This window comes from Exiguobacterium sp. R-39 (assembly GCF_049942815.1).
Taxonomy (GTDB): domain Bacteria; phylum Bacillota; class Bacilli; order Exiguobacteriales; family Exiguobacteriaceae; genus Exiguobacterium_A.
The window spans coordinates 2687718-2713443 of sequence record NZ_CP187965.1 but is presented as its reverse complement, the minus strand read 5'-3'; the positions used below and the strand labels follow the sequence as shown (position 1 = coordinate 2713443).

Annotated in this window: 24 protein-coding genes; 17 read left to right on the top strand and 7 right to left on the bottom strand. The window is 48.3% G+C overall.

Annotation, left to right across the window (positions count from 1 at the left end):
- The first annotated feature begins 8 nt into the window (after positions 1-8).
- Together murA and mreB are read left to right on the top strand one after the other, a co-directional pair.
- Entirely contained in the window at positions 9-1313 is a 1305-nt protein-coding gene (murA, locus tag ACP26N_RS14105; protein WP_114597338.1) for a UDP-N-acetylglucosamine 1-carboxyvinyltransferase, read from the top strand.
- 169 nt (positions 1314-1482) lie between these two features.
- Positions 1483-2466 carry a rod shape-determining protein MreB gene (gene mreB, locus ACP26N_RS14100; RefSeq protein ID WP_026827353.1) on the top strand — a complete coding sequence of 328 codons (984 nt, stop codon included), beginning with the start codon at positions 1483-1485 and terminating at the stop codon, positions 2464-2466.
- Between the two features lie 66 nt (positions 2467-2532).
- Here mreB and ACP26N_RS14095 read toward each other — a convergent pair whose 3' ends face one another.
- Positions 2533-3402 carry a hypothetical protein gene (locus ACP26N_RS14095; protein WP_131502394.1) on the bottom strand — a complete coding sequence of 290 codons (870 nt, stop codon included), beginning with the start codon at positions 3400-3402 and terminating at the stop codon, positions 2533-2535.
- Positions 3403-3583: 181 nt separating this feature from the next.
- On the opposite strand from ACP26N_RS14095, the gene ACP26N_RS14090 reads away from it, so the two are divergent.
- Positions 3584-4780 carry a multidrug efflux MFS transporter gene (locus ACP26N_RS14090; RefSeq protein WP_131502393.1) on the top strand — a complete coding sequence of 399 codons (1197 nt, stop codon included), beginning with the start codon at positions 3584-3586 and terminating at the stop codon, positions 4778-4780.
- Between the two features lie 58 nt (positions 4781-4838).
- Here the strand turns inward: ACP26N_RS14090 and ACP26N_RS14085 are convergent, their stop codons facing one another.
- Positions 4839-5276: a PAS domain-containing protein gene (locus ACP26N_RS14085; RefSeq protein WP_426354202.1), complete on the bottom strand. Its 438-nt coding sequence runs from the start codon at positions 5274-5276 to the stop codon at positions 4839-4841.
- Between the two features lie 229 nt (positions 5277-5505).
- Between ACP26N_RS14085 and ACP26N_RS14080 the strand changes: the two genes are divergently transcribed.
- Both ACP26N_RS14080 and ACP26N_RS14075 read left to right on the top strand, forming a co-directional pair.
- On the top strand, positions 5506-6294 hold the full coding sequence (locus ACP26N_RS14080; RefSeq protein ID WP_131502392.1) for a flagellar hook-basal body protein: 789 nt from the start codon (positions 5506-5508) through the stop codon (positions 6292-6294).
- Between the two features lie 15 nt (positions 6295-6309).
- Positions 6310-7095, top strand: a complete 786-nt coding sequence (locus ACP26N_RS14075; protein ID WP_131972091.1) for a flagellar hook-basal body protein — start codon at positions 6310-6312, stop codon at positions 7093-7095.
- 97 nt (positions 7096-7192) lie between these two features.
- On the opposite strand, the gene ACP26N_RS14070 is transcribed toward ACP26N_RS14075, so the two are convergent.
- A complete protein-coding gene (locus tag ACP26N_RS14070) occupies positions 7193-8056 on the bottom strand; it encodes an NAD(P)-dependent oxidoreductase (protein ID WP_426354199.1) in 864 nt (287 codons plus the stop codon).
- 108 nt (positions 8057-8164) lie between these two features.
- A complete protein-coding gene (locus ACP26N_RS14065; protein ID WP_426354197.1) occupies positions 8165-10708 on the bottom strand; it encodes a HAMP domain-containing sensor histidine kinase in 2544 nt (847 codons plus the stop codon).
- A gap of 283 nt (positions 10709-10991) precedes the next feature.
- On the opposite strand from ACP26N_RS14065, the gene ACP26N_RS14060 reads away from it, so the two are divergent.
- The 3 genes from ACP26N_RS14060 to ACP26N_RS14050 all read left to right on the top strand — a co-directional run bounded on the left by ACP26N_RS14060 (position 10992) and on the right by ACP26N_RS14050 (position 13273).
- On the top strand, positions 10992-12149 hold the full coding sequence (locus tag ACP26N_RS14060; RefSeq protein WP_131502388.1) for an AI-2E family transporter: 1158 nt from the start codon (positions 10992-10994) through the stop codon (positions 12147-12149).
- 72 nt (positions 12150-12221) lie between these two features.
- Positions 12222-12545, top strand: a complete 324-nt coding sequence (locus ACP26N_RS14055) for a winged helix-turn-helix transcriptional regulator (protein ID WP_131502387.1) — start codon at positions 12222-12224, stop codon at positions 12543-12545.
- Positions 12546-12679: 134 nt separating this feature from the next.
- The gene (locus tag ACP26N_RS14050) at positions 12680-13273 is read left to right on the top strand and encodes a hypothetical protein (protein ID WP_426354194.1); all 594 of its coding nucleotides are present in this window, start codon (positions 12680-12682) and stop codon (positions 13271-13273) included.
- A 39-nt stretch (positions 13274-13312) separates the two neighbouring features.
- On the opposite strand, the gene ACP26N_RS14045 is transcribed toward ACP26N_RS14050, so the two are convergent.
- Positions 13313-14245: a sortase domain-bontaining protein gene (locus tag ACP26N_RS14045; protein ID WP_426354192.1), complete on the bottom strand. Its 933-nt coding sequence runs from the start codon at positions 14243-14245 to the stop codon at positions 13313-13315.
- 86 nt (positions 14246-14331) lie between these two features.
- The gene (locus ACP26N_RS14040) at positions 14332-15702 is read right to left on the bottom strand and encodes a copper amine oxidase (protein WP_188005036.1); all 1371 of its coding nucleotides are present in this window, start codon (positions 15700-15702) and stop codon (positions 14332-14334) included.
- Between the two features lie 307 nt (positions 15703-16009).
- Between ACP26N_RS14040 and ACP26N_RS14035 the strand changes: the two genes are divergently transcribed.
- The 7 genes from ACP26N_RS14035 (at position 16010) to ACP26N_RS14005 (ending at position 20885) form a co-directional block, all read left to right on the top strand.
- Positions 16010-16306, top strand: coding sequence for a DNA-directed RNA polymerase subunit beta (locus ACP26N_RS14035; protein ID WP_131502383.1), 297 nt, complete (start codon positions 16010-16012; stop codon positions 16304-16306).
- Between the two features lie 27 nt (positions 16307-16333).
- The gene (gene fabZ, locus ACP26N_RS14030; protein WP_012371522.1) at positions 16334-16756 is read left to right on the top strand and encodes a 3-hydroxyacyl-ACP dehydratase FabZ; all 423 of its coding nucleotides are present in this window, start codon (positions 16334-16336) and stop codon (positions 16754-16756) included.
- Between the two features lie 7 nt (positions 16757-16763).
- A complete protein-coding gene (locus ACP26N_RS14025) occupies positions 16764-17186 on the top strand; it encodes a hypothetical protein (RefSeq protein ID WP_188004782.1) in 423 nt (140 codons plus the stop codon).
- A gap of 129 nt (positions 17187-17315) precedes the next feature.
- Positions 17316-17639: a four-helix bundle copper-binding protein gene (locus tag ACP26N_RS14020; protein WP_426354190.1), complete on the top strand. Its 324-nt coding sequence runs from the start codon at positions 17316-17318 to the stop codon at positions 17637-17639.
- A gap of 155 nt (positions 17640-17794) precedes the next feature.
- Positions 17795-19354 (top strand): SdrD B-like domain-containing protein, encoded by a 1560-nt coding sequence (locus ACP26N_RS14015; RefSeq protein ID WP_426354188.1) that lies wholly within the window; start codon positions 17795-17797, stop codon positions 19352-19354.
- A 117-nt stretch (positions 19355-19471) separates the two neighbouring features.
- Complete coding sequence (locus ACP26N_RS14010) at positions 19472-19903, top strand: helix-turn-helix domain-containing protein (RefSeq protein WP_426354186.1); 432 nt, start codon at positions 19472-19474, stop codon at positions 19901-19903.
- Positions 19904-20036: 133 nt separating this feature from the next.
- Entirely contained in the window at positions 20037-20885 is an 849-nt protein-coding gene (locus ACP26N_RS14005) for a pirin family protein (protein WP_426354185.1), read from the top strand.
- Positions 20886-20953: 68 nt separating this feature from the next.
- Here the strand turns inward: ACP26N_RS14005 and ACP26N_RS14000 are convergent, their stop codons facing one another.
- Positions 20954-21199, bottom strand: coding sequence for a hypothetical protein (locus tag ACP26N_RS14000; protein WP_251138607.1), 246 nt, complete (start codon positions 21197-21199; stop codon positions 20954-20956).
- 165 nt (positions 21200-21364) lie between these two features.
- Between ACP26N_RS14000 and ACP26N_RS13995 the strand changes: the two genes are divergently transcribed.
- Positions 21365-21778, top strand: coding sequence for a hypothetical protein (locus tag ACP26N_RS13995; RefSeq protein WP_214853429.1), 414 nt, complete (start codon positions 21365-21367; stop codon positions 21776-21778).
- Between the two features lie 533 nt (positions 21779-22311).
- Entirely contained in the window at positions 22312-25611 is a 3300-nt protein-coding gene (locus tag ACP26N_RS13990) for a hypothetical protein (protein WP_426354183.1), read from the top strand.
- The last annotated feature ends 115 nt before the right edge of the window (positions 25612-25726 follow it).

The window sequence follows — 25726 nt, the reverse complement described above, 5'->3', positions numbered from 1 at the left end:
TATGAGTAATGGAAAAAATCGTTGTCCGTGGCGGACGTAAATTAGCTGGAACGGTAAAAGTAGAAGGTGCCAAAAATGCAGTCTTGAAAACATTGGTCGCAACATTGCTGGCTTCAGAAGGTACATCGGTCCTTCAAAACGTTCCCCGTTTGGCAGACGTCTATACCATCAATAACGTCTTACGGAACTTGAACGCAGAAGTAACATTCGATGCTGAAGCAAACACAGTCTCGGTCAATGCAGAAGCAGAATTGAAAGACGAAGCACCACTTGAATACGTTCGGAAGATGCGTGCGTCAATTCTTGTCATGGGACCACTCCTTGCGCGTCTCGGTCGTGCACGTGTCGCCATGCCGGGTGGCTGTGCGATTGGTTCACGTCCAATCGATCTTCACTTAAAAGGATTCGAAGCGATGGGCGCAAAAACAATCATCGGCAACGGATTCGTTGAAGCACACGTTGACGGTCGCCTGCAAGGTGCAAAAATCTACCTCGACTTCCCGTCAGTCGGTGCAACAGAAAACATCATGATGGCAGCGACACTTGCTGAAGGTACGACAGTCATCGAAAACGTCGCGAAAGAACCGGAAATCGTCGATCTCGCAAACTTCCTGAACGCAATGGGCGCAAAAGTCCGCGGTGCCGGTACAGAGACGATTCGCATCGAAGGTGTCGAAAAACTTCACGGTGGCAACCACTATGTCATTCCAGACCGGATCGAAGCCGGTACATTCATGATTGCAGCTGCCATCACGGAAGGTGACGTTGAAGTCATTGGTGCTGAGCGTGAACACCTTCGTCCATTGATCTCGAAAATGGAAGAGATGGGTGTTAAAATCTCAGACACAGAAGAAGGACTTCGTGTCGTCGGACCGAAGAAACTCGTTGCGATTGATGTCAAAACGATGCCACACCCTGGTTTCCCGACAGACGTTCAAGCGCAAATGATGGCGTTGGTCTTAAAAGCAGAAGGCACTTCTGTCATCACGGAAACAGTCTTCGAAAACCGTTTCATGCACGTCGAAGAATTCCGTCGTATGAACGCTGACATCAAGATCGAAGGACGTTCATCCATCATCACAGGCGGCATCCAGCTTCAAGGCGCAGAAGTCCTTTCAACGGACCTTCGTTCAGGGGCAGCACTTGTCACGGCAGGATTGATTGCAGAAGGCGAAACACGTGTTGGTGCCTTGCATCACATCGATCGCGGATACGTTGATTTCCATCTTAAATTACAAGCACTCGGCGCAGATGTCGAACGCATCACGGAAGAAACAGTCGCCATCGAAGAGACAGCAGCGACGAAGCTTTAAGCTATTATTTCATTCCAATACATTCTTGACGACTTTCTCAAAAAGAAAGTCGTCTCTTTTTGTTTCCCTGTGCTAGAATTGAAAGGTATGTATACATAAATGGGTTAGACGTCCAAGCGACGTTCTAAATTTTGGAATAATAGCCAGTGGATAAAGGAGATCACGCGAGATGTTTTTGACAAAGGATATCGGAATTGACTTAGGGACGGCGAATGTCGTCATTCACGTAAAAGGTAAGGGAATCGTACTCGACGAGCCGTCAGTCGTCGCTATTGATAAAGTAACAGGCAAAATTCATGCGGTCGGAACGGAAGCCCACCAAATGGTCGGCCGAACACCGGGTAACATCGTTGCCATCCGTCCATTACGCGATGGGGTCATCGCTGATTTCGAGATGACGGAAGCGATGTTACGTCACTTCATCGATAAAATTGAAGTGAGAAGTATGTTCGGCGGAGTCCGGATGTTGATTTGTACACCGGCCAGCATCACGACGGTCGAAGCGAAAGCGATTCGTCAAGCAGGTGAAAAATCAGGCGCGAAAACAGTTTTCCTTGAAGTGGAACCAAAAGTCGCAGCCGTCGGAGCGGGTATGGACATTTGGATGCCGGCCGGACACATGGTCATTGATATCGGTGGCGGGACGACAGATGTCGCGGTCCTATCGATGGGCGATATCGTCTGCGGTGAAACGATCAAAGTAGCAGGGGATCGGTTTGACCACGACATCATCCGTGCGATCAAAGATAACCATAAACTCATCATCGGGGAACGGACGGCTCAAAACGTCAAGATGACGGTCGCGACCGTTTCAGATGAGGGGCGTCAGGAAGAGATGGACATTCGTGGCCGGAATCTCGTGACAGGACTCCCGGACAACATCACGATTTCATCGCAGGAGATGCATGAAGCATTGGCGGAAGCCGCAATGGAAATCGTTGAAGCAACAAAACGTGTCCTCGAGAAAACACCACCGGAACTTGCGGCAGACATCATCGACCGCGGGATCATCCTGACGGGTGGCGGAGCATTACTTGACGGCATCGACCAGTTGCTGGCGAAAGAGCTTGGACTTCCGGTCTTGATCGCAGAAGATCCGATGTTATGCGTTGCACGCGGGACAGGGATCATGCTTGATCATTTAGGGAAATAAGACGAATCAAAAAGGTTCATTCCAAAATGGAAATGAACCTTTTTTTAATGGAGCGAAAAGTAAAAATCACTGCGTACTGCGCATGAAGGCCTGATACGCATCAAAATCATGATAGACGATCGCACTTGGCGGCAGTGAACTGTTCATCGTTTGATTGACGAGCTGATTGAGGGCGGTCCGCGTTTGTCCGTAAAACGTGATACTTGGTGTGTCCGGCAGTTCCGTGAATTCCAGAGCATACGACAGACGATGTTGATGACTGGCGGCGTAGAGCGCGTCGGTCATCGTAATCGCAGCGAGACCGTTTCCGCCGCCGTAGACGGTCCGGTAACTCATTAAAGTGACTTCGTCGGCCAGTTCCATTGCCCATTCGCTAAGCGGTTGTCCGGAAGCATCCGGAACGGTATGGAACCAAAACGGCAGGAACAGTTGCAACGGAAGACGTTTCGACGCACTGACATCGTGAAAAGCTGTCAACAGACGTTGATAAGAGGAGATAACGGCTGCTTGATCCGTTTCCCAGGCCGGTAAGGCATAAGGCTCGAGATCGACACTGATGCCATCGGGACGTTCCATTGTTTCTTGAAGATAGACATTGATCCAGGCTAACGGATCTTCGACGTTCGGCCGGTTCGTCGTCCCTTCATTCGTAATCCATGCAGGCTGACCGAACAAGAAATAGACTTCGATCCCGGCAAGATGGGCTTTTTCAACGAATGTGCGGTAGAGAGTTCGGTCACCCTCGACAGCGACATGCAGGTAGACACGTTTCATCTGTCTGTTTGCCAGCTGTGTGACTTTCGTTGAAATTTGTTTCGCTTCAGGAATGGACCACATTACGGTATGACGCGTTACGGTAACGGCCGCTTCGGTTCTGGCAGGTAGAAGTGTAGCGGCCATCGTAAGACAAATCAAACTGATGATGAGGCGTTTCATATCGTTCACTCCCTATACTTAAGTTATCTTATTATCGGTTGTCCGGTGCAATTTGGATATAAGCCGAAAGTACGAGAGTCCTAAGAATCAGTTCAAATCCTAGACATTTCACTTTGTGAAGTGTATATTAGAAGTTGTTGAATTGAAACGGAATTACCATTAAAAAGGAAGTGATGCCACAATGCCATTGTGGAAACGAAATTTAGTCGTCGTATGGATCGGTAGTTTTTTGACTGCTGCCGCGTTAAGTTTAGTCTTACCGTTTTTGCCCTTATTCATTGAAGAACTTGGTGTCCACGGACGCCAGGAAATCACGACCTGGTCCGGCGTAGCGTTTGGTGCAACTTTCCTCGTCGCAGCAATCGTCTCACCGATTTGGGGACGTTTGGCCGATAAAAAAGGCCGGAAGTTGATGTTACTGCGGGCAAGTCTCGGTATGTCGATCGTCATGTTCTTAATCAGCTTCGTTCAAGATGTGTATCAACTCGTTTTCTTACGACTCGTCATGGGAGCCGTCTCCGGATTCATCTCTGCCGGAATAACCTTGATTGCGTCACAAACCCCAAAAGAGAAAAGTGGCTGGGCGCTCGGTACATTATCGACCGGTGGGATTGCCGGTGGATTACTCGGACCTCTGATTGGAGGATTCCTTGCCGATATGATTGGGCTTCGACCCGTTTTTCTCTTTACGAGCATTCCGCTCTTCCTGACGTTCCTCGTCACGTATTTCTTCGTCAAAGAAGAATTCGTGCCGCTTCAGACAAAGCAGATGGCGTCAGCGAAACAAATCATCCAGTCGTTACGTCATCCGGAACTGATTTTAAGTCTCTTTTTGACGACGTTTTTGATTCAGTTCGCAGCACAATCGATCAGTCCGATTCTATCGCTGTACGTCCGGGAACTTAGTCCTGGTACGGAACGATTGGCCTTACTGTCCGGTATCGTCGCGTCGGCTCCAGGGATTGCGGCCTTGATTGCCGCGCAGCGGCTCGGTCGGCTGTCGGATAAAATTGGGGCGGAACGCGTCTTGTTCTTCGCCTTACTGATTTTCGCCGCCTTCCTGATTCCGCAAGCATTCGTTACGGATACGAGTCAATTGATCATTTTACGGATGGGTATCGGCTTTGCGACTGCCGCTTTGATGCCGTCGGTCCAGGCGCTTCTCCGGAAACATACGCCGGCGAATGCGTCGGGTCGGATTTTCGGATATAACCAGTCGGCCCAGTTCATGGGGAACTTCCTCGGACCACTTGCCGGTGGCCAGATTGCCGGTCATTTCGGCTTTGAAGCGTTGTTCCTGTTCACTGGTCTGATTGTCATCACGAACGCGGTGCTCGAACGGACGCAAACGGCTGTCCTCAGTAAAAAACATTCTTAAAGCATACGAAAGGGCGGTTCTGATTCTGCATCGGGACCGCCTTTTTGATGTAGCAACGTCAGGATAACATGAAGAATTTATCCAGCTTCAGTTGTTCGGATGTTTCGAGCACCTTCATGATTTGTCCCGACTGGGCGCGGATTTTATAGTCGGCCGAGTAGTGAAACAGTCCGTTCTCGAGTTCGGTCACGGCGAGCGGTTCAATCAGTGTTTTCAGATGGATGATATCCGTCAAAATCCGTTGTTTAAGCGGCGTACTCCGCTTCGCTTCGGTCGGTGTGATGAACTCATTGAAATGTTGATGGTGAAGTTGTTTCCCACCATAGCCGAGAAGCAGGGACAGTTTTTGATTGTAAGAGACGATTTCTCCTTCTAAATTCAAGATATAGACCGCATCCGGATGATTTTCGAGAAAGTGGGTCGCGTCGACCAATTGTTTAAAATCCAAGGAGCCGTTGATGAAGGATTCTGTGTTCTTCTTTTTGAAGAAAGGCATGAACTCACCTCATTAGTGTCGTTATAGGTCGATTATAACAATTTATGGAATTTAGACATATCGTGTCTGTTGAAAAATAAGCAAATGTTTTTGAACAACAGGGGTAGGCCTTTCGATGCATCTACGAGATTCATTGCCTTATTTTGAAAAAAACATCGAATTTCCAAAAAATTGACCGATATACTTAAGGAACAGAATTGAACAATAAGTCAATGAGGAGCCAACACATATGTTACGAGGAATGTATACGGCGTCTGGTGCGATGCAGGCGTTACAACGGCAACAAGAAATGTTAAGTAATAACCTGGCCAACGCGCGGACGCCGGGCTTCCGGGCCGATCAGGCGTCCCTCCGGACCTTTCCGGAGATGATGATCCAGCAGTCGGGCGTCAACGAACAATCCGGTGTCCGCTCTCGCGGGACAGTCGGGAAACTTGCGACCGGTGTTTTCATGCAGGCCGCGACACCGAACTTCGCTCTCGGCTCGATTACAGAGACAGGTAACGCAACGGATATTCAAATCAGTTCGCTTGAAGGAGCAGCCCTGTTTACGATCCGGCATGCCGATCCTGCGACCGGTGAAGAAGAGACACTCTATACGACGAACGGTCAGTTCGCCGTCGGACAGGACGGTCTCCTGCGGACGACGGAAAATGATCTTGTCCTCGGTGAAGACGGTCAACCGCTGAACGTCGTCAATGAAGATTTTGTTGTCAGTGCGGACGGTGCCGTCACGGACGGGAACGGTCAAGCCATCGGTAACCTCGGTCTTGTCGTGACGAATCAGCCGGAGACGCTTGAACGGACCGGGAACGGTCTGTTCCGTTCGCCGGACGCGTTAAACGCCGGTGCCGTCAAAGTCGATCAAGGAGTGCTCGAACTCGGGAATGTCGAAGTCGAACAGACGATGACAGAGATGAACGCCGGTCTCCGTCAATTCGAAGCCAATCAGAAAGTCATCCAGGCCTATGACCGGACCGCTGAAAGAGCAGTCTCGGAAATCGGACGCGTCCGTTAATCAAGGAGGAAATTCATGCAATCACTTTATACATCGGCCAGTACGATGGCTCAGCTTCAAAAACAGCTTGATACGACGGGGCATAATTTGGCGAACGCCAATACGAACGGATACAAACGACGGGATTCCCAGTTCAATGAACTGCTCGTCCGGAATCTGAATAACCAACCGGCGGGACTGACGACCGGACCGCTGACGACACCTGCTGGTCTCCGACTCGGTGTCGGCGGATACGTCGCCAATGAAGCGACACGCTTCGCAACCGGGACGTTCCAAAATACCGGGCGCAAGCTGGATGCGGCCCTCAGCAATCCCCATCATTTCTTTGGCGTGATTGATGCGGACGGCGTGACGAAATTTACACGCGACGGCAATTTTGAATTGTCACCGCAGGCAAACGGTCAAGTCTTGTTGACGGATGATGCCGGACGATCGGTCATCAATCAGGCGAACGAACCAATCACGTTCCCGGACAATGCGACTTCGATTGAACTGAACAAGGATGGCAACATCACCGGTGTCCTGAACGGGGAACGGCGTGTACTCGCCCGGATTGGCGTCGCTGATATTCCGAACCACGGGGAATTAACGGATGTCGGAGGCGGACTCTTTACCGCGACGGGACAATACCAGAACACGACAACCGTGAATCCGTTGACGGTCGGAACACTTGAGACCTCGAATGTCGATATGGCGACGGAGATGACGAACTTGACGCAGATTCAGCGGGCCTATCAGTTCAATTCAAAAGCCCTGACGACATCGGACCAGATGATGGGCATCGTGACGTCGCTGAAATAAGCGGAAATTGTATATTTGGATAGATGAAAGAGGGGGCCGGATGTTAAAAATCCGTCCCCCTCTTTTCTGTGCGTACTGATGATCTCAGTAGATGCTGTTAGTTTTTTTTCAACGCGAGATAAATCGCCGCCATGTCTTCGTCACCGTGACCATCCTCTAAAGCATGTTGGTACTGCTTGTTTGCCGTCGTGGCCAGTGGCAGGTCGAGCGTCAATCGTTTCGCTTCTTCCGTGATCAATCCGAGATCCTTTGCCATCAGGCGAAGCGGGAACGCAGGCGGGAATTGTTCGTCCCGGTACATCGTTTGTTTGCCCTGGAAAAGCGGTGTGTTCATTCCGGAAGCACCAATCAGCTGGAGAAGCTTTTCTTTGTCGAGTCCCGCGCGTTCGCCGAGCAATAAGGTCTCGGCGACTCCTTCACCGACTAGACCCAGCAGTAGATTGATGGCAAGTTTTGCTGAACTCCCGGTTCCATGTGCTCCGAAGTGAATGCTTTCCTTCCCGAGAATGTCGAAGTAGGGACGACATGCGGCGATCGCCTGTTCATCTCCGCCGAGTAACAGGACGAGTTGACCGGCTTCAGCGACCCCGACGGATCCTGAGACCGGTGCTTCGATATACGTCGCCCCGGCCTGTTCGGCACGTTCCGCAAATGAAGTCGATTGTTCCGGTGAAATGGTACTCAGGTTGACGAGGGTCTTCCCCGACAGCGCACTTGTCAGCAGACCGTCTTCCTGTTCAAAGACTGCAGTGATGGCAGGACCATCCGCCAGCATGACGAAGATAATCTCCGATTGTTCGACGACGGCGCGGGGCGACTTCAGTGCGACGGCCCCTTCTTTGACGAGGGACGCTGTCTTCTCGACCGTCCGGTTATAGACGTTGACCGGGTGTCCGGCCCGTTTGAGACGTAACGCCATCGGTACTCCCATATGACCTAATCCAATCCATCCTAATGCCATCAATAAAACTCCCTTCGTTTTTCAGCTCTTTCTCCCAATACCCGTCCTGCAGCGGTCCGTAACCTGACAAAAAAACGTGCCCCTGTCTGATGACAAAGGCACGTCAGCTTATTCTTCGTACGTGAGGATGGTCGAGATGACCGCAATCGGGAAACGGATCGTAAACGTCGATCCGGCACCAATCGTCGATTCGACATCAATCGTCCCGTTATGATGTTTGACGATTTCCTTACAAATCGATAGACCGAGTCCGGTTCCACCGATTTTCCGGGTTTCCGAATTGTCGACCCGGTAGAACTTATCGAACAACTTCGACATCGCTTCTTGCGGAATCCCGATTCCCTGGTCCCGAATCGTAATTTCTGCGAAGCCGTCGTTGTTCTCGATTTGAATGGCGACATCGCCGCCATCCGGTGAATACTTGATTGCATTACTGAGCAGGTTGTTCAGCAACTGTTTGATTTTTTCCGCATCGGCATCAATCATGATTGGACCTTCCGCTTCAAAGGACAACTGGTGCGTCGTGTGCGAGGCGTCGTGGAAATCAATCAGTTCGCTTGCGAGCTGGACGAGATCGAACGTCGCCATCTGATACCGTTGTTCGCTCGACTCCATCCGCTGGACATCGAGGAAGTCATTGACGAGTGTCGTTAAGCGACCCGTCTCCGAGTGGATCGTCGTCAGGTATTTCCGTTGTTTCAGGGAATCGATTTCCCGGTTGAGCATCAGTTCCGTGAAACCATAGATTGAGGACAACGGTGTCCGGAGTTCATGGGAGACTGTCGAAACGAACTCTTCTTTCATCCGGTCCGCTTCCGTTTCCTTCGTGACATCCCGTAAGACGAGCATCGTGCCGACCCAGACCTGATTGATCTGGATTTTTTCCGCATAAATCTGGATGTAGGCACTTTGCGAGCGGATCGAGACGACAAGACTCTCTTTCGGCAGATTCTGTTCGACGATTTGTTCGATATACTGTTCGAACGGTTCCGGCTCATCGATGATGGCAGAGAGGGCCGACATCGCCTGGCGGAACGACGAGAGATTACTTTCGTCCTGGTATTCCGTCTGGACTTCCGGGAAAAGTTTCATCAATGGTTCATTGACGAGCAGTTCATCTGATTCATGTTCAATGTAGACGACGGCTTCGCGAATCGAGTTCAGGAGTTGGCCGGTCTTATTTTTCTCGTGCATCATTTTTTCATAAATCCCCATCCGCATCAGCGAGAGCGACAACTGGTGCGAGAACGACAGGATGTCACCCATCTGTTCCGGTGTGAACGCATCCCGGTAACGGACAAGGTAGACACAGGCGATGATCTGTTCTTCATTCGGATCAAGGATCGGAACGGCGACCTCATACATATAGTACGGATACGGCAACGGACTGTCGTGGGCAACTTGTTTCGACGAATGGACCGGTCGTTTCAGGACGCGGGCCCGGTGGAACAGGGACTGATCGTCCTTGACGAGCTGACCGACCATCTCTTCCGTCATCCCGTACTCAATCGTCGAGCGGACGTCATGCTGATCGAGGAACAGCAGGGCACCGATTTCCGAGTGCGTGATGGCGACGAGCTTTTCGATGATTTCCGGATACGCCGTCAATGTCTCGCGTGACGCAAGTGTCTCCGTCAGTTCGTTGCGGTATTTAAGATGCTCTTCGCTGCGCAATGTGATTTCGAGTGCTTCTTCGAGCTCTTCCTGCTGCGCCTGCAACTCTTCCTGCTGGGCGACGAGCTCTTCTTGCTGCGCTTGTAGCTCTTCATTTTTCGACAGCATATGGACTTTATTGTCGGCGATCGATGTTGCCATCCGGTTAAATGATGTCGTTAATGTATACAGTTCATCATGACGCTTTGGTAAAGGAATGTTATTGATATCTTCACCACTGGCGAGCAGGGAACTGTCACGGGACAACGTATTGACCTGCTTCGTCACCCGGCTGATGAATGGACGCACGAGCAGTAACAAGATGATGATCAGAACCACGAGATTCGACAGCCAGATGAACTGGGCCACCCGCATTTCGCCGAGCAGGTTCGTTTTGGCTTCCGTCTCTTTGTTTTGAATCAACGTCAAGTAGTCCCTGAGTAACGTCTCGATACCGGCTGCATCCGTATTTGTCGTCAATTGACTGTTTGATCCTTTTAATGTGCCGTTCTCATTAAATAAATCTTCACCATTCGATAAGGAAGCAAGTGTTTTCGGATCGAGGAATGTCTCGTCGATTGAACCTTGTTTTTTCCCGGTGACATATTCCGTCAACAAGGGGAGGGCGGTCCCGAAGTAATCGTCGTAAAGTGTTCGGGTCGCAATAGCGTATTCCTTTCCTTGTTCGTAAATCGCATTTTTTTCGAACCAGGTCGTCAAACGATTAATTTCCCGTTGGTTCGCTTTGATCGTATCGAGTATTTCTGGTGTACCGAACAGCACATACGATTTCACATTGCTCTGCACAAGTGTCCATTCGTTGGCTAATGTATTGGCATTCGTTCGGCGTTCCCGTAAATCATCGAACGCGGCATTCGTCTGGTCGATCTTTCGTTCTGTATAGTTATAGACGATAGCTGATGTCAGACTGAGCGCGATGAAAACCATATAAAAGGCAAACATCAACTGGCGACCGATTTTTTGATTAATCCATTTCACTTGTTTATCCTCCGTATATTATTTTCTAAGGTTCAAAGAATTAATCCAGCATTTTTATCTTACTTAATAAAACAGGCATTCATCAAACTTTAACACGCAAAGATGCAAAAAAGATATTTTAATTACTAGATTTGTAGAATGAATAAAAAAGTAATCAATTTTTATGGAAGAAATCGAATAAACAACCCTTCAACTATTTTTTGAAAATAAGGATTAGAAGAGTCGGGATAAAGGGAATCTAATGAAGGAGAAGCCCTCATTTTAATCATAAGGAAGTGACAAGATGCAAAAAATGTTTGAGAACAAATGGTACCGCGGTGCCTGGTGGATCATGACACTGCTGATCATCGTCTGGATCGGCAACCACGTGACGTTCCTGTTCCGACCGATTGCGATTTTATTGCAGATGGTCGTTCCACCACTCGCGATTGCCGGTATTCTGTATTATGTCCTATTGCCGATTGTCGAGCTGCTCGAGAAGAGGATGAAACGGCGTCCTGCTGTCATCATTGTGTTGATAGGTTTGATTAGTATCCTGACGACGCTCGGATTCATCTTTGGTCCGATGTTGTCGGATCAGATTACGGAATTCGTCAATTCGATTCCAACACTCGCTTCCCAGTTTCAGCGTCAACTGGTTGATGTCCGGGATCAACTTGAAAACAGTGCCTTCTTCTCACGTTTCCTCAGCGGACAAGATGACCTGTTTAATAAGTTTTCCGGAAGCGTCTCGGAATATGCGTCATCGTTCCTGAAAAATATCGGAACCGGTGTCGGCGGTGTCGTCAGCGTCATCACGACGACGGTCGTGACGGTTATTATCATTCCGATCATGTTGATCTATATGCTACTAGACGGAGATAAGTTGAAAGGCAACCTCGTCAAGATGATGCCGTTTGAATACCATAAGGAAACGAAAAAGATTCTGCATGATGTCCATTTAACGATCATGAGTTACATCCGTGGCCAGGTCATCGTCAGTATCGGGGTCGGGATCATCGCCTATATTGGTTACTTGATCATCGGAATTGATTACGCGCTGTTGCTCGCGTTGTTTGCGACATTGACGAACATCATCCCGTTCCTCGGTCCGGTCATCGGCGTCGTACCCGCCTTGATCGTCGGGTTCATCCAGGATCCGATTCTTGCCGTCTATGCGGTCATCGTCATGACGGTCGCCCAACAGATCGACTCGCATATCATGTCACCGCTCGTCCAAGGGAAAACGCTTGATGTCCACCCGTTGACAATCATCATCGTTCTGCTCGTCGCCGGAAACATCGCCGGATTCTTTGGTGTCCTGCTCGGTGTTCCATTCTACGCGGTCATGAAGGTCGTCATCCTGAACATCCGTCGTCTATATCACCTGCGGTCGCAAAAGAAGATGGTTATCGCAGAAGACGATAAGACGTTTAATACAATCGTGACGACAAAAGACTGACTTTGAATTTTCATGACAGTTCGGTCATACTGAAAGAGTAGTCGATTGTGTCACGAAAGGGGTATGTGTCAGATGGATCAACGTCACGTAGAAGAACAGGCTGATTTATTGGCCCTCCAAAAGTTTCAGCACAATTTCGAAAATAGTCTCAAGTCGAGTGTCATCTATATCCTGCGGGATGGGGCGCTGACGATTGGTGAGATTGAACAACGTCTCGATCAGTCGCACGGTCAGATTCTCGAACAATTGCAGGAATTGATTGAAGACGGACTCGTCTTGCAACAGATGTCGGAAAAGGTCCATGGACTTGCCTATTCCTTGACCAGTCCGGCGGAAGAACTCGTTCGCCAGTTCAAGGAATCGATTGCCTGGAGCAAGCAGCACATCACCTATTAAGGAAGTCTGCCCCCTCGAGCAGTTGCTCGGGGGTTTTTGCTATTATAATTGTGAAAAAATGTATAATTATTGAATTGAAACCGACATAATGAGGGGAAGAACGTTGACGTCAGAGTAGGAGAGAAGGAATCGGTGTGAAAACAATCCTGTTGTATGTCCTGATACCGGTATGCGTCATTTTCGTGATCGTCAAGTGGATCATTCCCGTCTCAGGGTGGGGAGCAGACTCTGAACCGGTCAAGCCGAATCCCATTCCTGTCATGCAAAAATGGGATGAAGATCAATTGAAACAATTTGACCGGGAAAACCGGGTCGGTACCCGGTATACGCTCGGCGGATTGGAGGTCGAGACGTTAGCGATGAAGCAACGCAATACGATTCGGGCGACCCCTTTGTTACGGGTGATAGTTTCAAAAGAAAAACTAGTGCAAGTCGGCACAGGAACGGACCGGTTACTGGCTTTGACCGTAACGCTTCAAAATCAATCGGACGATCCGATTGATTTGTCCAAAAAACTTGGCAAGTATGAGACGAACGGGAAAAGAACATCGATTTTACATGAAAATCATCCGCTCGTCGGCACGTACCGGGCGGGAGAAGAACGAATGGGAGTCCTGTTCATCCGGACGGAGCAGAAACAGCTGACGACGGGACATCTTGATTTACTTTATCAAACCCAATCGGGTGAGAAACAGTTGCGTGTACCGCTGAATCAACCAAAAAACTGACCGACCCCTGCAGGCAGCTGCTGGAGTCGGTCAGTCGGATTATTTTTGAACGGCACTGAATGCTTCTTCTGATTCAATCCCGGCTTTGTTGACAGCCGTGATGATAAAACGTCCGGTCTTATCTTTTGGTAACGGGAAGGCTTTTCGTTCGATCGATTCCGTCGAACCAAGCTTTTTCCGTTTTTCGTTTTGTTCCTGATAGATGTTATACGCGACGACTTCATCATCAGTCGATGCATACCAGTTAACGAACCCACCCGAGACGCGGACGTTCGTCGCTGGTTTTGGTGGTGTTTTGACGGGATCGGATGCCTTCTCATCTAATTCAGTAAAGACGACGAGCCGATTGTCGTACGTGCCTTCATTTTCATCGTACGTACCGATACACGTGATCAAGTTCAGGTTACGCTGATCAGAGGTCCCGAAGATTTTTTCGAGCGGTGCATCGAGATGACCGTACTCGACCAGTTTTTTGACCCGGAAGACGAGATTACGGCCTGACTCATCCTTGATTTTGACCGTATCGCCTTTTTTGAGTTCGTGCAGTTGATAAAAGACGGCGGGACCGGTCTTCGTATCGGTATGTCCGTCGATTACGGCATTTCCGACATCACCCGGACGGGGACCGAATTTATACCACCCGACTTGCTGTTCGTTTTTCGGCGTCCCCATGGCGCCTTTTTTATCGAGGCCAACCTGTTCCACGTTGGTTTTAACTTTAAGCGAATCAATCGTCAGGGTCTTTGGCAGTTCTACTTGATTCGTAGAGAGATTTTTAAATTCTTTTTTAAAGATTTCGGACGGTTTGAGTGGATCTTCCTTTGTCTCGGAAGATGTCGCAGCGTCCGTTTTTGTATCGCCTTGCGTAATATTCGTTTCCGGTTCATTCGTGTTTCCAAACAGTAGAAAAATTAACGTACCGATTGAAACGAGCATCAAGAGGATGCTGAACGGTAATAACCATTTTTTCATGACACGTCACTCCTTTCCGAGACAAAGCCTCTTACACAGAAAAAGGATAGTGCCGAGGCGCTATCCTTTTTAGTATACCCGAAATCTTATGCGTTTTGACGTTTGCGTGCGAGGACGATTCCGGCTGCACCGAGTGCGAGACCGAAGAGTGCGATCGCACCAGTCGTACCTGCTGTATTGTTGTCGCTCATGCCGCCGTTACCTGTGTTCGGCATAGAACCTGGTGTACCATCCATGAATTTCTCAGGTGATTGTTTGACGATCGCTTCACCGAGGTTTTCACCGACGCCGTACATGTAAGCATACGACTCACGGAATGTGTCAGCTGATCCTTTGTAGTCGCCTTCGACATACTGCATGAACGTATCTTGGACGTATGTTTCATGACCAGAGACCGCTTCTTGTGCTGCTTTTGTCGGAAGGTTTTCTTCTGTTGCCGCTCCGAGAAACGCACCGAAGTCATTCGAGAACATTTTAAGCATGTCTTGCGCGTCACCCATCAATTTCTTGTCGTCGTTGATCGCTGCTGTGACGAGGTTTGCTTGCGCTTCGATGTGGTTTTTCGTCCAAACTTGCTCGAATTGATCCGCGCCCGCTTGACCGTAGACCGATTTCATAGCCGCTTTGAAGTCAGCTGTGTGCATGTCTTCTGCCCAGTTTGCTGCATCGTAGTCTTTCGCTTGATCGACACCGGCTGTCATGCTGATGTTCGCGAGTGCCACGTGCTCAGCTGCGAGGCTGTTGAGTGTTGACCGGAGGTCAGCTGCTTTTGTGTCTGCTTTCGTGTTGTCGAACTTCTCAGGCATCTGTGTTGTGATCGCGACGGAGAGTGCTTTTGAGATATCATACATGCGGCTGTAACCTTCGCGGAACGTGTTGTACGATCCTTCGTAGTCACCGGCTGCATATTGTTGGAATGTTTTATAGACGTCCGCTTCATGGGCACGGAGAACTTCTTCCGCTGCTGCCTTCGGCAGTTTACCTTCCGTTGCAGTGTCGAGGAAGCTCGAGAGGTCCTGGACGAACTCTTCTGTTTCTGCTTTCGACGCGTTGATGCCGTCCTGGTCATCGGCTTTTACGGCTTTGACGAGATCCGTTGTGTATTTGTTGTGGTCAACGAAGATTTTTTCGAATTGTTTTGCGCCTTCGTCGCCATAGACAGAAGCGATTGCCGGTGTCATGTCGAGTGCGTTCTGTTTAAGAGCGGCTTCATAATATTTCGCATCTTTTGATCCGTCATATTGTTTTTTCATATCCATGACAGCAAGCACGAAGTGCTCCGAGAGTAACTGATCGAGTGTTGCACGGAGGTCAGCGGCTTTTGTTTTGACCGTGACGTTCTTCGCGCTCTCCTCATGTTTCATGTCGTCCCCGCCACCGGAAGCGAATGCTGCCGTTCCTGGTAATACGAGTGCTGCTGCCATTGCTGTTGCTGCGAATTTTTTCGTGTTTTTCATCTTGTCTCATCCTCTCAAATTTGGGTGATATCTAGTTAGTATTTGGTAGTTGTTGTCTGTATCGTTCTGAACAGCATACGCACCTGGTTTTTGTTTGGATTGGAAAATTGAAAAAGTTTTTTAAAAAAAGTATGAACGGTTCGGTTTCTTCCTTATATACAAAATACGGAACTTTTTTTACAAGTTCATCGTTTGTGCATGTTACACTAAAAAAAAGAACCGTTTTGTAGCTAAACTGCAACTATTTAATACCAGGTACTAATATGCTATACTGTTCTTTAGACTGAACCAATGAAAGGTGATCAAGATGGTACAAAATCAAGCCGGAACGGACCAACCGACCCGTGAACGTCTGAAACGTAATCAACAGATCAAAAACGAAGAGCAACAGGAGCAGGAACCGAAACAACGTAAAAAGCTGCGTCAGTATTCTTCACGCCGCGTTCCCATCCTTGTTCGTTTATTGATCATTGTTCTTCTTATTGTCCTTGCGTTAGTGATCGGTGCCATGGTTGGGTATGCGACACTTGGTGGTGGCGAAGCGATGGATGTCCTCAAGCTCGACACATGGACCCGCATCACCGATTTTTGGACACAATCTTAAATTAACCAGTGATTGGAGCTGTGTGATATGTATACGATTGAACAAATCAAGGAAGTGATTCCGCACCGGTACCCGTTTTTACTCGTCGACCGGATTTTAGAAGTCGAAGAAGGAAAACGTGCTGTCGGCATTAAAAATGTCACGGCAAACGAAGAATTCTTCAATGGCCATTTCCCGGACTACAACGTCATGCCTGGTGTTTTGATCGTTGAGGCATTGGCGCAAGTAGGTGCCTTTGCTGTTTTGAAGATGGAACAAAACCAGGGCAAACTGGCCTTTTTTGCCGGCATCGAGAATTGTCGTTTTAAACGTCAGGTCGTTCCCGGTGACCAGCTCCGACTGGAAGTCGAACTGACGAAACTGCGTGGACCGATTGGTAAAGGACGTGCCACAGCAACAGTCGATGGGGAAGTCGCCTGTACTGCTGAACTGACTTTCGCAATCAAGTGAATCCGTGATGAAGCGTGTGCTGATTCCTTTGGCAATCTCGCTGCTTGTCATTACCGGTTGTCAGCATGCTGACGAGGTGGAGACTGCTTCCCCGACGGTCATCATCGATCCTGTCACACGTGCTGGACAAACGGAAAACATCTCGGCTCAGATTTCAGCGACGGAAAATGATCGGATGCGTCTGACGATTCGGACGGCAAATGACATCCGGCTGGATGACCAACAGGTCGATATTCGACTGGATGTTGCCAATCAGTCGATTCCGTTCCCATTCGTTTCGTTTACGGCGAAAAAAATGGGGGAAATCAGAACATATACCTCGGATACGACGATTGAAAAAGAAGTCTTCGATGAAAACCGTCTGCCGGTTTTAATCATCGATGCCGGCGCCGGACGTGGAATTGAAATTCCGCTTGAAGTCGTGCGATAAAAAAAAGAAGCATACGATAACCAATCGTTCCCGGTTATCGTATGCTTCTTTTTTTATGTTTTTGATAGCTAAAAGAGGGAATTTCTCAAAAGGAATACTTAATCAAAAAAATCGAGGGAGGAAAAAACAATGTCTGAACATCAACAAGATGCATTAAACGAATTACAAAAGTGCATCACAGCCTGTAATGTCTGTTTTAACGCTTGTCTAAACGAGCCGCATGTCGGTCATATGGCAGATTGTATCCGTCTTGATCGTGATTGTGCCGATATTTGTAGTCTCCTCAGCCAAGCGATTGTCCGAAACAGTCCGAACATCGCGGCTCTGGCGGCGGCGTGTGTGGAGATTTGCCGAGCATGTGCAGAAGAATGCGGCAAACATGAACACGATCATTGCCAAAAATGTGCGACAGCGTGTGAAGCTTGTGCGACAGCTTGTGAAGCATTGATCTGATTAACAAAACCGATAAAATCCATCCAGGTTGCTTTGTTCCTTTGAGCAAAAGCGACTTTTTTTAATGAAAAACAATTGAATTTAAGATTTAATGTGGTTTATTTTTCCTTTATTGTTTAAAATCTAGGTAGAACATATTTAAAGAATGGGGCGAAATGAATAGAATGAAAAAATTAGGCATGTACATACTAGCCTGTTTGCTTGTTTTGGGTGTCATCACACCGGCACAAGCTGAAACAGCATTGACGTGGGACGTCAAAGGAACGGGAACGAATCCTTACACATTAACCTTTACGGGAGAAGGAGTCGTCAACCTCGAATCGGAAACTGCATTGGTTTTTGAAGAAGGTGTGACAGGGCAAGACATCGATATCGCGAAAACACCGATCGTGACGTTTACAGCAGAGACGGCACCAGTCGTCAAGATCGTCTCAGGCGATCAAACGAAAACGGTCTTGATTGAGTTTGGCCGTGAAGTCAAAGAGGAACCGACACCAAAAGAACCACCGGCAGAAGAACCGGTGACGGAAGAACCACCGGCAGAAGAACCGGTGACGGAAGAACCACCGGCAGAAGAACCAATCAAGGAAGATCCTCCTGCCGAGGAGCCAGTTAAAGAAGAACCAGTTAAAGAAGAGCCGGTTAAGGAAGAACCAAAACCGGAGACGGAACAACCGGTCGCGACGACAGGAACGATCAGCGGAACGATCTGGTACGATGAAAACGAAGACGGAATCCGTCAAGACAAAGAAACGCGCATCAGTGATGTGCCGGTCTACCTCTTGGACAGGGAATATGACGTTGTCGACGAAGCCTATACAAAAGACGGTCTTTATTCGTTTAAGGACCTGAAGCCGGGCACATACTACATCGACGTCTACGGAATGGACATCGGATACTACTCCACGTCACCGCAACACGAGGGGACGGACCCGACAATCGATTCTGACCTTGATGAGGATGATATGGCGAAAGTTAAACTGACAGCCGGTGAGAATGTAGAAATCGATGCCGGTTTATACGGTTATGATGAAGAAGCAGAGATGGATTTTTCAAACTTATTGCTCGTCACGAACTTCTTTGATGCGAACGCCGACAAGATTCCAGGTTACTCGGAGCAAACACTTCCTGCGACGTATACGGTGACGGATGCAATCACAGGCAGCGACGTCTATACGGAGAAAGTCGGGAAAGACGACGCATTGATGATTGAATTGACACCTGGTACGTACACAGTCAAAACAGAAGTCGCTTCCGGATACACGGTTGAAGCGATGCACCACATCTCACTGGACGACTTGATGGATTCGTTTGATTTTGAAATGACGAAAGCCAGCGTCAAAGCATTGGCAGTCGGCATGGCGGATGAAGAGGAAGAAGAATTCCCGGAATACGATGAGTTCTTGAAACTGTTCGAACGCAAAGCAACAACCGATTCGATCATATTGACGGAAGACACGATGGGGTATTTCCTCGTCGCGGAAATCGTGAAAGCAAAACCGGTCGTAGCACCGAAGCCAACACCGACACCGACGAAAACATCGGTCAAGACGGTCGAAGCACCGGCGACGAACGTAGCGGATCAACAAACAACGAACACGACGTCAAACGAACGTCTCCCGCAAGCAGGGGAAGATCAACCGTTCCCATATGCTGCGACAGGAGCAGGACTGGCTGTTGTCGGACTCTGGTTATTGTTACGACGCGCAGGATAAGTACGACCCTCTGGACCACACCGGTTCGGAGGGCTTTTTGATGTGTGTATCAATTGACACACACGCACACACGTGTGTATAGTAAGGGTATCAAATGAATGGGAAAGAGGGATAACGATGTTAACGACAAAACAGATCAGTGAATTGTTACGCGTATCAGAAGAGACGGTCCGCCGCTGGATCCGTACGGGAGAACTGCACGCTGAACAGGACGGTAAAGGCTATTTGGTCGATGAACTGGCACTCAAACGTCTCGTCGACGAGAAGTCACAGATTCCAGGCAACGCGATGAACAAAGTCTTGCCGATCATCAACGACCTGTTTGGTCCGGAAGCAGCGAAGTTCGCCAAATCGAATCTGTTTGACCCGCTCCGTCAGTCGATGGATCAGTCAGCACCGCCACGTCCGGAAGCATCACCGGAGTCGGTCGCAGAAGAACTGAGCCAATTAAAACGTAAAAAACGTCGCCTCGAACTCGAACACGAACTGAAGCTGCTCGAAATCGAAGAGAAGATTGCCATTCTCGAACAAAAGGCATCACGTCTTTAATTCAAGCGTTAAACGATTCCGTCAATCGGAGTCGTTTTTCTTTTGTATGGAAACGCCCTGATAAGCAGAAGAGTTCGGCTTCCGGCCGCGGCTGTGCGACAATGAAAATATAATGAACGAAGGGGTTGGGAAAATGTTCAAACGGGATGTTAAGAACCATTGGCAAGTGACGTATCAACAAAATGGCTACCCTCATGTGCAGCAAGGCTGGGTCCTGTCACCGGAGCGGAAGGACGAGTTTGATCCGTTTATCCTGATGGCGGAAGATTGGTTCAAACGCGGAACGTTTTCCGATCATCCGCACCGCGGCTTCCAGACGATTACCTATGTCATCGATGGCCGGCTTGAACATATCGATAATCATGGCGGACACTCGATTTTAGACGCCGGGGACGTCCAGTACATGAATGCCGGCTGGGCAGCGCGGCATGCCGAAGAAGCGGTTGATGACGATTTGATTCATACGTTACAACTGTGGCTCAATCTGCCGAAACGTTTGAAAGAGACGACGACATCGTATCAAAACGTCCTGCTGGAACAGGCACCGGTCGTGACGTTCGATGGAGGACACGTCCGGGTCTATTCCGGTGCGATTGCCGGCGTGACGGGACCGCTCGAGAGTCTGGTGCCGATTACGATGAGTGAGATTTCGCTGGCTCCCGGAGCGACGTATTCGCATGTCTTACCGGCGAATCATAACGCTTTTCTATATGTCCTGGCAGGCGAACTGGAAGCCGGGACAAGCGGGACCCGCCTCAAGAAGACGATGGCAGCGACATTGACGTTTGACGAACAGGCTCAAGGGGACAGTGCATTCGCGTTGACGGCTGTCAGTCGGACGAAGGTGCTGATTTATTCGGGTGAACCGATCCGGGAAGAAACGATTGCCTACGGACCGTTCGTCATGAATACGGAAGACGAGATTCGTCAGGCGTACCGGGATTACCATGATGGGAAGTTCGGACCGCCAGCCGTCTTGTGACGACAAAAAAAACCAGTTCCGTCAAACGGACTGGTCTTATGTGATCGATAGGCGGACACCGCTCGACCTCAAACTGAGGAAGAATCGGTTGTCCGTTTTTTCTTGCGGCGCCAAAACCAGTAGCCGAGCCCGAGTGCAATCGGGATAGCGGCCAGGTAAGGATTCGCTTCTAGATAACTGATGATCTCAAACAGCGCGAACCATCCACTGAGTAAACCGAGGATGAGTAAGATCGTCCGAATCGCTTCGGGAAGCTTGCGGATACGATATGCGAAGAGACATACGAGGCAAAAGATGATAATCGCCACGAGCATTCCTCCCATTCCCGTATTCAGTATAGCGTATTCGAAAAGCTTTTTCGATGTTGAATGATGTGTTTTTTATCCGCATGATTTTCGAACAATCCCACTTCTTGACCTGTCATATAGGGTGAGTCCATCAAGGATTCATTCTATTTTTTGTGGAAAAGGAGAAGGCGGATGAAAATCGATTACTTCAGCGTCATGCCGAGTGGTCCTAAAGGAGCACTGGAAACACATTGTCTGACGAATGGAAACTGGTACGAACGAATCAGTGAAGAATGGGAACGGGCGATTCATTATGGAGCAGGTTTGATTCGGATCAAGGACAAGGGCGCCGAATTACGGATTCCGATTGAATTCGGATTCGGTTACGTCTTGCAGTACTTACGGCAGTTCGCAGCAGCAGAACGACATACGATTGACCGGGCCAGACGACATCTCCAGCAGCAACTCGAATGGATCGGACGTGGTCTGCCGATTCAATTGCGTCGATTGGGCGACATGATTGAACTGACGGCGGATGCCGATCACCGGTTTCAGCGCGAATCGTTTTTAGAGGCAGTCGATCAAGCGAATCAGAGTATATCCTGAGAGAGAAGCCGTCACGTTCAAAAGCGTGGTGGCTTTATTATATTTCAGAAAAATATTGACTTAAATGAAATTATATATAAATGTAAGCGTTCTCTTAAAAAGGTATGACCAGTTTTTCAATTTCCATATACAACCTGTAAATATATTTTACTAGTTACTACTATTCACCTATTTTTTACAAAAAACCTATTGTCGTGAGTTTCTGAGTTTTGTATATTTGAGCTGTAGCTGAGTGATTCACTTATCTCGAAGTGAGACTTGGTACGAACCTACAACATACAGAATGCTTTGTGAATGAGGCGTTCGACAACGTTTTTCTGTTCATCCCAAACTGGATACATAATGGATCACTGACGATCGTCTACTGTATAGGCGATGGATCGGCGTGTGAAACAGAACGTATTCCTCCGAAGAAGACAGAAAATCAGTTGAATGGTTAAAGTAAATATTTACAAATATTTTACTTTAAGTGTAGGTTATCTGGTTGGGATTGTCGCATTTAGTTTTGAAAGACAAGAGGAGGAATTGTAAACATGGCTTACACGAAAAAATCAAACAAATTGTACGCTGCTGCAGCTGCACTCGCAGTCACTGCATCTGTCGTCGCACCGGTTGCTGCTGACGCGGCTTCGAAGGTCTCTGTCAAATACATCGAACCGATCTTGATGAAACATGCAGGCGGTGATAAGTACGCTGTTAAGAAATTGATGTTACCGACGAAAGTCAAAGTCAAGCTCACAAACGGCAAGTACGAAATGCGTTCAGTGAAGTGGAACGGTACCGTGAAGTTCGAGAAAAAGTACATTAACAAGTTCCAAGTCTTGTATGGAACAGTTTCTGGTACTTCGAAAAAAGCAATCCTCAAAGTAGAACTTCAGAACTATCCGGTTGATGTCCTCGAACCAGTCCTCGAACCAGTTGCAGTCGGAGGAAAAGTTGTTCTTCCAAGCACAATCAGCATCCGTTACAAATCAGGTATCATCGTTAAACGCCCGATCAGCAAATTCAACCTGAAAACACCGAACACTTCAAAAGCCGGCAAATATAAACTTGCTTACTCATACAAAGGTGCGAACTCTGTTGTAACAGGTTCAATCAGCTATGAAGTCAAAGCAGCTGACATCACGAACGTCATGGGAAGCGTCGATGATCAGACACTTTCTGTTAAAGCGGACGTCATGTACGCAGCGACAGGCGCAATGACAGAACTCTTAATTTACCCAGGTAAAGATATGTCAAAAGCACCAATCGTCGTCAAAGGGACGCTTTCAAAAGGGAAATTCATGGCTTCGAAAGGCGGAATTCCTGAAGGTACACACAGCTATGTCGTGAAAATCGGCGATGTGAAATCAGCAGCAATGGACTTCACGGTAGCGAACACGATGTTGACGTCAGCAAAAGCAATCGGCAACAAAAAAGTGGAAGTCTCGTTCTCACGCGCGGTTGATAGCGCTTCAGTCGAAAACTTCAAAATCGCAGGCGGAACAGTTACAGCTGTTACCCTCAGCCCGGACAAAAAATCAGCACTCCTCGACGTGTCAGGTCTTGAGTACGATAAAGACTACACAGTGGAAGCGAAAGGTATCATGATCGGCGGCGTCGCTCGTGACCTCGGTTCAATGAGCTTCATGACACAAGGCGTTGAAAACCTCTGGATGCTGGAAGTTTCACCAAAAGCATCGACAATCGTCGCAAACGGAGCTGACAACACAGAAGTGACGTTCTTACTCAAGGACAAAGCAACTGGTGAAGTCGACAAAAATGCAGACGATATCGTCTTGAAATTATCAACATCATTCGGTGCCCTGGCAAAAGACCGCGTGACAATTCAAGACGGAAAAGCAACGGTCATCCTCACTTCAGAGTTCAGCAATACGGACCTCGAAGCTATGATCCGTGCAGAAATCATCGAAACGGCAGCAGGCGATTACAAAAACCTCATCGGTAAGATTTCAGGAGAGACGAAAGTCAAGTTCAGCACAATCGCTGTTACTCCGGCTCCGATCGAGATGATTAACGTGCTCGCAGCTGAATCGAACCAAGCAGATCGCGTTACGGTCTTCCTCGATAAAGCAGTCTCACGTGAACTCTTACTCAAATCATTCGGACTTGATAAAGTCATGCAAGGTCTTCACGAAGAAGATTACCTCGCAAACGACAACATCCAGATCGAACAGTTTGACGGCATGAAACGCGTCATCGGTGTTAAAGCGATTCCTTCGAATCCAAAAGCATTCGAATTGATCCTGGACAAAGAAACACCACTCCAAGACAACGCAGTCGTTAAGCTCGTCGCTAAAATCACGAGCAGCACGGATACAGAAGTGAAATCAAAAGCAAGCTTCAAGTTGACGGATGCCCGTCCTGCTGAAGTAACATCTGTTAAAGCAGTCGGTCTGAACCAACTCGAAGTGAAATTCTCTGAAGCGGTCGATTCTGCGAAATTCAAAATCGACGGTCAATACGGAGAGAAGTACTTCAAAGTCACGCATTACGGATTTGACAACAAAACAGGTGTCGATCGCCGCGATACAGTCCGTATCATGCTCGATGACAACTATCCAGGTGTCAAAGAAGGTTACTTCGCTGCAGGTAAACACTCGCTTCAAGTCTGGGATACAATGGACTTCGCAGCACTTTCAGATGAAAGCAACATTGGAACGACACAAAACCTCGACTTCACGGTTGCGGCTGACACAGTCAAACCGACAGCTGGCGTCGTTGTTGAGTCACCTGAGCAATTCCGCGTGATGTTCAGCAAAGGCCTCAAAAATGCGAATATCCTTGCATTGCTTGATAACGAACTGAAGTTTGAGCGTTACAACTCGAACACGAAGAAATACGAAGACTTCAGCAAGTATGTCAATGTCACGTCTTATAACAAAGAGACGGGCGAAGCTGTCATCGAGTTGATGAAAGACTGGACGGAAATCTACGATACAGTCAACACGAAAGAAAACTACTACAACGATAAGTTCCGCATCACGCTCGACAAAGGTGCTATCCAGGCCGAAGCGAACGGTGAGAAGAACGATGCGTTAATCCTTGACCTCAGCTATGAAGGATCGCCGCTCAACACGCCGGACCTGAAGAGTGCTGAAATCAACACGATCGACCGCGTACCAATGACAAACGACTTCGTTGTCATGATGAGCGAGCCGGTGAAAATCCGTGACCTCGATGAGTACAACACGCCACTCATCAATGCGGACGGTATCGTCTTGCCTCCGAAAACGACAGTTGAATTCATCGGTAAGAACAAAGATGGAAAAATCGTTACAATCGACGGATCTGTCGTCAAGTACACGGATACAACGGACAAAAACTTCCAAGTCAAAGCAAACGAGAGCCTGCAAAAACTCGTCGACATGGAAGGGTACGGCGAAGACTGGAAAGTCGTCGTCAAATCATTGTCTGATGATGTCGGTAACACGGTTGCAACAGCGACACATGACTTCAAACTCATGAAAACGCCTGTTAAACCAGTCTTGACGCCGTTCGAAATCGTTAAAGTATCAGCGAACGAGAAAAACGAGAAAGACGTCATCCGCATCAAGTTCACAGAGGGCGTTCAATACTCTGGTATGTACGATGCGACAAGCACAGCGAACTACATCCTGAACGGAAAATCACTTCCGGTCGGAACAAGTATCTCGCTTGCTGACTCAGATGACATCGTATCGAACGGACTTGATATCGTTAAAATCAAAGTCCCGGCTGGTACACTCAAAACGTTGTCGAACGTCATTGTCGTCAACAAAGATCTTCAGTCATACGACAACTCAGTCTTGACTGGCGGTTACGAGAAAGCAGTTCTTCTCGGATTAAACTAATTCCCTCGAACACCTTTCGTCCGGAAATGGATGGAAGGTGTTCTTTTTTATGACAATTAGTGCAATCGATTGCATTTTGTTAAATATATTGACTTTTTTTGAAAAATAGAAGGTG

Excerpts from the sequence above, each read along its gene's own strand:
- ACP26N_RS14070 (WP_426354199.1), bottom strand. The coding sequence starts at position 8,056 with ATGGCATTAGGATGGATTGGATTAGGTCATATGGGAGTACCGATGGCG.
- ACP26N_RS14095 (WP_131502394.1), bottom strand. The coding sequence starts at position 3,402 with ATGAAACGCCTCATCATCAGTTTGATTTGTCTTACGATGGCCGCTACA.
- ACP26N_RS14015 (WP_426354188.1), top strand. The coding sequence starts at position 17,795 with ATGAATAGAATGAAAAAATTAGGCATGTACATACTAGCCTGTTTGCTT.
- ACP26N_RS14060 (WP_131502388.1), top strand. The coding sequence starts at position 10,992 with ATGCAAAAAATGTTTGAGAACAAATGGTACCGCGGTGCCTGGTGGATC.
- ACP26N_RS14005 (WP_426354185.1), top strand. The coding sequence starts at position 20,037 with ATGTTCAAACGGGATGTTAAGAACCATTGGCAAGTGACGTATCAACAA.
- ACP26N_RS14045 (WP_426354192.1), bottom strand. The coding sequence starts at position 14,245 with ATGAAAAAATGGTTATTACCGTTCAGCATCCTCTTGATGCTCGTTTCA.
- ACP26N_RS14090 (WP_131502393.1), top strand. The coding sequence starts at position 3,584 with ATGCCATTGTGGAAACGAAATTTAGTCGTCGTATGGATCGGTAGTTTT.
- ACP26N_RS14010 (WP_426354186.1), top strand. The coding sequence starts at position 19,472 with ATGTTAACGACAAAACAGATCAGTGAATTGTTACGCGTATCAGAAGAG.
- ACP26N_RS13995 (WP_214853429.1), top strand. The coding sequence starts at position 21,365 with ATGAAAATCGATTACTTCAGCGTCATGCCGAGTGGTCCTAAAGGAGCA.
- ACP26N_RS13990 (WP_426354183.1), top strand. The coding sequence starts at position 22,312 with ATGGCTTACACGAAAAAATCAAACAAATTGTACGCTGCTGCAGCTGCA.
- ACP26N_RS14085 (WP_426354202.1), bottom strand. The coding sequence starts at position 5,276 with ATGCCTTTCTTCAAAAAGAAGAACACAGAATCCTTCATCAACGGCTCC.
- ACP26N_RS14075 (WP_131972091.1), top strand. The coding sequence starts at position 6,310 with ATGCAATCACTTTATACATCGGCCAGTACGATGGCTCAGCTTCAAAAA.
- ACP26N_RS14020 (WP_426354190.1), top strand. The coding sequence starts at position 17,316 with ATGTCTGAACATCAACAAGATGCATTAAACGAATTACAAAAGTGCATC.
- ACP26N_RS14080 (WP_131502392.1), top strand. The coding sequence starts at position 5,506 with ATGTTACGAGGAATGTATACGGCGTCTGGTGCGATGCAGGCGTTACAA.
- murA (WP_114597338.1), top strand. The coding sequence starts at position 9 with ATGGAAAAAATCGTTGTCCGTGGCGGACGTAAATTAGCTGGAACGGTA.
- ACP26N_RS14000 (WP_251138607.1), bottom strand. The coding sequence starts at position 21,199 with ATGCTCGTGGCGATTATCATCTTTTGCCTCGTATGTCTCTTCGCATAT.
- mreB (WP_026827353.1), top strand. The coding sequence starts at position 1,483 with ATGTTTTTGACAAAGGATATCGGAATTGACTTAGGGACGGCGAATGTC.
- ACP26N_RS14025 (WP_188004782.1), top strand. The coding sequence starts at position 16,764 with ATGAAGCGTGTGCTGATTCCTTTGGCAATCTCGCTGCTTGTCATTACC.
- ACP26N_RS14055 (WP_131502387.1), top strand. The coding sequence starts at position 12,222 with ATGGATCAACGTCACGTAGAAGAACAGGCTGATTTATTGGCCCTCCAA.
- fabZ (WP_012371522.1), top strand. The coding sequence starts at position 16,334 with ATGTATACGATTGAACAAATCAAGGAAGTGATTCCGCACCGGTACCCG.
- ACP26N_RS14035 (WP_131502383.1), top strand. The coding sequence starts at position 16,010 with ATGGTACAAAATCAAGCCGGAACGGACCAACCGACCCGTGAACGTCTG.
- ACP26N_RS14040 (WP_188005036.1), bottom strand. The coding sequence starts at position 15,702 with ATGAAAAACACGAAAAAATTCGCAGCAACAGCAATGGCAGCAGCACTC.